Annotated in this window: 4 protein-coding genes and 2 pseudogenes; 5 read left to right on the forward strand and 1 reads right to left on the reverse strand. The window is 53.0% G+C overall.

The annotated features are described in order from the left end of the window. Window positions 1–66: 66 nt before the first annotated feature. Window positions 67–2,052: a M13 family metallopeptidase gene (locus JTP09_RS09870; protein WP_204878292.1), complete on the reverse strand. Its 1,986-nt coding sequence runs from the start codon at window positions 2,050–2,052 to the stop codon at window positions 67–69. A gap of 206 nt (window positions 2,053–2,258) precedes the next feature. Between JTP09_RS09870 and JTP09_RS09875 the strand changes: the two are divergent. The 5 genes and pseudogenes from JTP09_RS09875 to JTP09_RS09890 form a co-directional block, all read left to right on the forward strand. Continuing rightward, window positions 2,259–3,641 (forward strand): annotated as a pseudogene (locus JTP09_RS09875) (DHA2 family efflux MFS transporter permease subunit); the annotation flags it as partial. A 74-nt stretch (window positions 3,642–3,715) separates the two neighbouring features. Further along, window positions 3,716–3,787 (forward strand): annotated as a pseudogene (locus JTP09_RS10415) (hypothetical protein); the annotation flags it as partial. A gap of 670 nt (window positions 3,788–4,457) precedes the next feature. Then, window positions 4,458–4,652 carry a helix-turn-helix domain-containing protein gene (locus JTP09_RS09880; RefSeq protein ID WP_204878293.1) on the forward strand — a complete coding sequence of 65 codons (195 nt, stop codon included), beginning with the start codon at window positions 4,458–4,460 and terminating at the stop codon, window positions 4,650–4,652. Between the two features lie 146 nt (window positions 4,653–4,798). Further along, a complete protein-coding gene (locus JTP09_RS09885) occupies window positions 4,799–5,785 on the forward strand; it encodes an aldo/keto reductase (protein WP_204878294.1) in 987 nt (328 codons plus the stop codon). 14 nt (window positions 5,786–5,799) lie between these two features. After that, window positions 5,800–6,420: an isochorismatase family protein gene (locus JTP09_RS09890; protein WP_204878295.1), complete on the forward strand. Its 621-nt coding sequence runs from the start codon at window positions 5,800–5,802 to the stop codon at window positions 6,418–6,420. Window positions 6,421–7,344: the final 924 nt, after the last annotated feature.

Raw genomic sequence — 7,344 nt, forward strand, 5'->3', positions numbered from 1 at the left:
AATCAGACCCTTACTGTGCTTAAGTAAGGGTCTGATGTGTAGGTGAAGTGTACTTACGTCATGGGTTTACCAGATTGCTACACGCTGCTCGGGGGCAAGGTAGAGCTTGTGTTCCGGTGTCACATTGAATGCCTCATAGAACTCGTCTAGGTTGCGCACAATACCGTTAACGCGGAACTCACTGGGGGAGTGCGGGTCTACGGAGATCATCATTTCTTCGTACTGCTGGCGGGCTTTGGTTCGCCAACCGATACCCCATGACATGAGTACGCGCTGCACGCCGGTGTAGCCGTCGATGACGGGAGCATCCGCCAGGGAGTTAATGCCCTGTTGAGCGAGGGCGATTTTGTAGGCCTTCAAGGCGATGGAGAGACCGCCGAGGTCACCGATGTTTTCGCCTAGGGTTAGTTCGCCGTTGACGGTGAACTTCTCGGGGTCAAGACCGGTCGGGGTGTAGCCGTTGTACTGGTCAACGAGGGACGCGGTTCGTTTGGTGAATTCTTCGCGGTCGGTTTCGGTCCACCAGTTATTGAGTGCGCCGGTGCCGTCGTATTTTGAGCCCTGGTCATCGAAGCCGTGCCCGATTTCGTGACCGATGATCGCGCCGATGCCGCCGTAGTTGACGGCGTCGTCAGCTTCGGGGTCGAAGTAGGGCGGCTGAAGAATCGCTGCGGGAAAGACGATTTCGTTGGCGGGCGGCATATAGTAGGCGTTAACGGTCTGCGGGCTCATGAGCCACTCGGTTTTATCAACGGGTTTGCCGATGCGTGCCAGCATGAAGTTGTGTTCGTGCAAGATGGCGCGGCGTACTGATTCGAAGAGATCACCGGGTGCCAGTTCTAGGTCTGAGTAGTCGCGCCATTTGTCGGGGTAGCCGATTTTGGTGACGAACTGGTCTAGTTTCTCAAGGGCGCGGGCGCGGGTCTCGTCGGTCATCCACTCGAGGGTGGTGATTGATTCTCGGTAGGCTTCGATGAGGTTGTCAACGAGTTCCAGCATCTTGGCTTTATGAGTGGGCGGAAAATGCACGGCGACGTATTCTTTGCCTACTTGGTCGGCGATGTAACTTTCAAGCAGGGAGATACCACGCTTCCAGCGTTCGCGTACTTCTTGGGCGCCTGAGAGGGTGCGTCCGTAGAAGTCGAAGTTAGTTTCGACCATTTCTTCGTTGAGGAGGGACGCGCGGGCGCTGATCATGCGCCAGATAAACCAGAGTTTCCAGGTCATCAGCGGTACGCTGGTCCACATTTTTGCGGCTTCTTCGAAGAAGGAGGGTTGTGAGAGAACGACAGTGCCAAATTCTTCAACGGATGAGCCGATTCCCTCGATGTAGGCTTCGAAGTCGAAGCCGGGGAATTTTTCGTTGAGGTCGGCGGCTGCTACCGGGTTGTAGCGTTTATCGGCGTCGCGGTTGCGCACGTTGTCCCAGTGGTGCGAGGCAATTTCGGTTTCGTGCGCCATGATGATTTGCGCCGCCATATTTGGGGTGAGACCCAGTGGTGCGGACGCGCCGGTGAGGGTGAACATGCGTTCAATGTGTTCTATGTAGGCTTCGCGAACCTCTGCGAACTTGTCTTCGCGGTAGTAGGATTCGTCGGGCAGTCCCAGACCTGACTGGCTCATGTAGACGGTGTAGTGGCCGGGGTTTTTCGCGTCGATGGAGGTGTACCAGCCAAAGAGGGTGCCAATACCGGCTTTGTCGCCTTCAGCGAGTACTTTGATGAGCTGGTCGTGGGTTTGTGCTTCGAAGACGGGGGTGATTTCGCGCTGGAGCGGGGTGACGCCGTCCGCTTCAATCTTTTCGGTGTCCATGAAGGCGTTGTAGAGGGCGCCGATGTGTGATTCGGGGTTTTCGTCGGCAATTTTTTCTACGATGGTGCGTACGTTCTTTTCAGCGTCATCGCGCAGGAAGTAAATCCCACCGTCTTTGGATCGGTCGGCGGGGATTTCGTAGGTGTCAATCCATGCACCGTTGAGGTGACGGAAGAAGTCGTCACCGGCGGCAGTATTGGGGTCGATGTATTCGAGGTCTAGTCCTGATTTCTTAGTCATGTTCTTAGTGTAGGGGCTAAAGGTGGTGGAGGTTACGTGCGTTCGGGCTTGTTCACCACCCACGAAACCCCGACGCTTGAATCAGTGCGTGGAAGGTGGCGGAGATACTTGCCGGTGAAAGTCTTTGCTCGCCCGCGTACCTGTGACCAACGCCTAGCGACCATATGCTTACGAGCTACTGGCTTTGGGGCGTAGGCTTGTGCCTTATGACTAAAAACCCCTCTTCGAATCAGAGAAATAATAATAGTAATCTGCCCACAGGCACTACGCCTATAGTTTCGCCTACCGGCTCATTGCCTGTGATTGAGCCACACGACCACTCCCACGGCGCATCTCCTGCCGCTAAGTTACCGCAGGCAGATTTCTTGCTTCTTGCCGTCATGGTGGTGGCGGCTTTTGTCTTAATTCTCAATGAAACCCTGTTGGGTGTTGCCCTACCCTCCATCATGGAAGACCTCAACGTCTCAGCATCCCTGGGTCAATGGTCTTCCACTGCTTTCATGCTGACCATGGCAGTGGTGACCCCCGCTGCGGGTTTCATTCTTTCGCGTTTTAGCATTCGCCAGGTTTTTGTGGGCGCAATGTTGCTCTTCACGGTGGGCACTGTGGCAGCTGCGCTCGCTCCGACCTTCGCTTTTCTGCTGATCGGACGCGTCCTGCAGGCAGCTGGCACCGGTGTCATGATGCCCCTGTTGATGACCACTATGTTGCGTCTGGTTCCCCTTCATATGCGCGGTAAAGCAATGGGCATTATCGGTATGGTCATCTCGGCGGCTCCCGCGATGGGGCCCACCGTATCGGGTCTGATTTTGTCAGTTGCATCTTGGCGTTTTCTCTTTTGGGCGATTCTGCCCATCGGAATTATCGCCCTGCTGATTGGTTTGCGTCTGGCACCTAATACTGCGCCTACTGGCGAAGCCCAGAAACTTGATATCTTGTCGGTTGTTCTTTCAACCGTTGGTTTCGGTGGTCTGGTCTTAGGCCTGAGTTCCTTCGGTGGCGGTGCTGGTCACGGCGGCGGAGGGCTGCCGGTGAGCCCTTGGCCCGTGGTGGCTATTGCTGTTGCTTCGTTGGTCTGGTTTATCCTGCGCCAAAAGCAGCTTGAAGGCGCGTCCCCCTTCATGGATCTGCGCGTTTTCAAGGCACGCCCCTTCGTTCTCACTGTCATTATGAGCTCGGTGGGCATGGGCGTCATGTTGGGTACTGCTATTTTGATTCCCCTGTACACGGCTAATGCTTTGGGCGTGGACGCGCTGACGACCGGTCTGCTGTTGCTTCCTGGCGGTATCGTTATGGCAGTGTTGAGCCCCTTCGTCGGTGGTCTGGTTGATAAGTTCGGCGCTCGCGCCTTGGTGCTGCCCGGCGCGATCGCGCTCAGTGGCGCTATTTGGATGATGTCTACTTTCGGTGTTAATACTCCGCTGTGGTTCATTGTTGCTTCGCACGTCCTCTTGAGTATCTCGTTGCCTTTTATCAACACCCCCATGATGACTATTGGCTTGGGCAGCCTCGATACTGCTTTGTACTCCTTTGGTAGCTCGGCATTGACCGCAATTCAGCAGGTTGCTGGTGCAGCGGCAACGGCTCTATTCGTGACCCTCATGGGCATTGGTATTGCTAACTTCGGTGGCGATTCGCCCGAGGCGCACGCGGCAGGTGTTCACTTTGCTCTGCTGGTGGCGGCGTTTATGTCGTTAGCTGCTGTGGTGGTTGCTTTCTTTGTTCCTTCGGGTAAGCCCGAGGGACGCGAATAGCTCGAACGCGAAATACGAGAGAGAAACCTGCGTGTCATTACTGGCGAATAGCCAGCCACTAAAAGCCACCTTGCATGCTCCTAGCAAGGTGGCTTTTCTGTGCCTGCTCCGCGGGCAGGTGGGGGTCTGTGCTCCTCGACTGGCTCCGGCAAGCCCCAGCTAATCCGCCTGCGCGGGTTGGGGACGGAGGAGTTATTGAAGTGAGCAGCTTAGGTTTTTAAGTCAGGTGAGCGAACAAAATAAGCCGGTGAAAATGAGTGCTGAAATGACCATGAAAAGCTGTGAGATACAGACCCAAAAACGCGCCTGCTTTCTTAAGAAGAGAGTACGCCCAGAACCCTTGCAAATACTGGACTTTCGCTAATTCCCGTGTGGCCCTAGAATCACGTGATGTGATTGTACTGTCACACGAGAATTTAGGAGCGGGACGAATGCAAGAAAGAAAAATCAAGGCTTACGTCGACACCGAAACCGGCGGAGTGTACGACCTCGTAGCCGTCCCGCGCTCAGAATCGAAAGCTTGGAATCGAGGGGGTTTTCATGGGAATGGTTACCTAATTTGATGCGATAGCTAACGCGGATTGGGCTGATGGGGACTACAGGATTTTCGTAAAGCTACTAGGGCGGCTCGACTTTGAGAACTATCTGCATGTGAACACTACAGAGATAGCGGAGGAAATGCACCGTTCCCGTGAGTCGGTCTCACGGGCGATTAGTCGTTTCGTAGAACGCGGGGTACTGCTACGCGGTCCGCGCGTAGGACGCTCCTACACTTACCGCCTAGACCCAAGCACCGCTTGGCGCGGTAAGCCCGAGGGCGCAGTACCTGCTGGCATGGGTCACTAAGGTTCACTAGACTGAGGGCTTCTTTCGCCGATCTTCGGTGAGAGGAGCCTTGCGTCTTTAACGCCTACGACGTCATTTTTCGTAGTGTCTAGAGAAACTGTTAGTAGTTGTGAGAGCCTAGAAAAAACAAGCTGTTGGAGGGTGTTATGGAATATCGTCAGCTGGGTACATCAGGTCTTATTGTTTCGTCGGTGGGTTTGGGGTGCAATAATCTCGGACGCGCGGGCACGGCGACGGAGACCCAAGAGGCAACGAATACAGTGATTGCTGCTGCGGTGGATGCTGGCATTACTCTTTTCGATGTTGCTGATATCTACGGTGCCGAGCCCGGTGTCTCCGAAACCATGTTTGGTCAGGCTTTGAAGACTTTGGATTCATCAGTACGTGATGACATTGTTCTCGTGACAAAGTTCGGTATGGACATGAAGGGCACTAACGGCGCTGACTACGGGGTGCGCGGTTCTCGCCGCTACATCATGCGGGCGGTTGAGGCATCCCTGACCCGATTGGGCACGGACCATATCGATTTGTACTTTCATCACACCCCCGATGAGAAGACGCCTATTGAAGAGACCCTCGTAGCTCTCGACACTCTCATTGAGCAGGGCAAGGTGCGTTATATCGGTAATTCCAATTATGCTGGGTGGCAGATTGCTCATGCGCAGTATATCGCCCGTGAGCTAGGCACGCATCGCTATATTGCTGTTGAAAACCATTACAACTTGCTTGATCGCCGTGCAGAGCTTGAAGTGATGCCCGCAGCTCGCGCCTTTGGGCTGGGTATGCTGCCTTACTTTCCCCTAGCTAACGGTCTTTTGACCGGTAAATACACCAAAGATCAGGCACCTGCCGACGGACGCTTGACCCGTCTCAAACCGCAAATTCTTGAAGGCGCTAATTGGGATCAGTTAGAGGCGTTCTCCTCGTTTGCACGCACTCGCAACCTGAGCGAGGTTGAGATCGCTTTTGCGTGGTTGGCTGCACAGCACCCCGTAGCTTCGGTCATTGCTGGAGCTACCAGTGTAGAGCAGGTTCAGGCGAATGCTGCGACTGCTTCGGTGATACTCTCATCCGAGGATTTGGGGCACCTCGATCAAATCTTCCCTGCACCCGATAAAATTGCTCTTTTCTAGGGTAGGTAATAGCGGTGGCTACTTTTAGCGCTAATATTGCGTCCTACTCGCTGACCGAATTTAACCGGGAGAGTGAAGGTTTAGGCTGGAGCTTTGATTCTTCTCGGGTTGCCTTACTCGTTCATGATTTTCTTCCCTACTACTTACAGGTCTTGACCGCACAATTACAAGAAGAGCTTATAAAGTCTGTGCAGATCGTAGTGGACTGGGCGCAGCAGAACGGCGTTCCCGTTGTACGTTCGGCACCGCGTCCTGCCACCGCTATTGAGCAGCGGGGCATTGGTGGAAAATTGTGGGGGTTGGGTCCCACTGCGTCGCAGGTCAACGAATCTTTGGTGCAGGCTCTGGATGACGTTCCGTGCGTTTATAAGAGATCTCTCAGCGCTTTCTACGCAACTGACCTTGATGTGGAACTTCGCCGGCTAGGAAGAAATCAGTTGGCGGTTGTTGGGATTTTTGCTTCAGGTGGCATCATCGCCACTAGTTTTGATGCTCTAGCGCGAGATATCGAGTATTTTGTAGTGGCGGACGCGATTGCTGATTACTCTGCTGAGCGGCACCTCAACGTACTAAGACTCATCGGTGCAAGCACGGGTCAAGTGATCAACTTACAAGAATTAGTTACCAAGCAGTAGCAAAAATTCCCTGGTTTTATAAGCATTTTGAAGGTTTGAGAAAACTTATCAGGGTTTTGCTGCGTAGTGGCACCTAAAATTGCCTACTCATAAACCTGCAGGAACGGTATTTGGGGCTTACAGATCTTCTTTGCCAATCAGCTAGTTACTAGGTATTTACTGGGTGAGAGGCGCTTATGCTCCAGGTAAAGATACCGGTCGGTAACATCTAGCAAGGCGTTTTTGTGTCAGTTCATCTGGGTTCCACGGGTTTGCCAATCACATACGTCAGATGGTTTTAGAAAATATTGTGTTCCGGGGTTGCAAACGTTCTATACATCGGGTTATAGTAGTTTTGTTGTCAACTAAATTTGCACCCGTAAGGGTGTGTGCGAGACACGAATCGTATGTTGAGTGTGGTTCTAAAATATTTACTCAAGCGGTTCGACTTAGACTGGCTCGCGTCGGTGGTTGTGGTTCCCCCCGGCGCGAGTCTTTCTTCTTTTAAGATCCCTACACGTTGACGCACCACAATCTTCTGCGCTCTGAATCCTTAGCGTTTACTATCTGTATCCCTTTCCTCCTTCTATGACCTTGATAGCCGTAGCGCCTTTAGAAGGTCTTGGGGCGTGCAGAAGAAAGCTTAAGTTTGTGCGACTACTCCGTTCCCTAACAGACAGACCTTATACATATCCACCGATGCAGTGTAGGCGGTAGGTATAGGGGATAGTCGGCTCTCTATACCTCGTGTCACACTGGCTGGATTCAAAAGCCTTATATGTGAGCCAAGCTAATGCTTTGCACCACTAAAATTTGTCTTTGGTTAGTGTCAATACTCTGGTTCTGGAACTTTTTTGAAAAAGTTTTCTTTTCCTTAAAGTGGTTGTGGCTTGGGTGTTTGTTCTAATGACAGGTGTGTAAGTAATCTGCGTCTATGGTTTGTTG

Origin of the sequence: Rothia sp. ZJ1223 (assembly GCF_016900985.1) — a bacterium.
Lineage (GTDB): Bacteria > Actinomycetota > Actinomycetes > Actinomycetales > Micrococcaceae > Rothia.

Excerpts from the sequence above, each read along its gene's own strand:
- JTP09_RS09870 (WP_204878292.1), bottom strand. The coding sequence starts at position 2,052 with ATGACTAAGAAATCAGGACTAGACCTCGAATACATCGACCCCAATACT.
- JTP09_RS09885 (WP_204878294.1), top strand. The coding sequence starts at position 4,799 with ATGGAATATCGTCAGCTGGGTACATCAGGTCTTATTGTTTCGTCGGTG.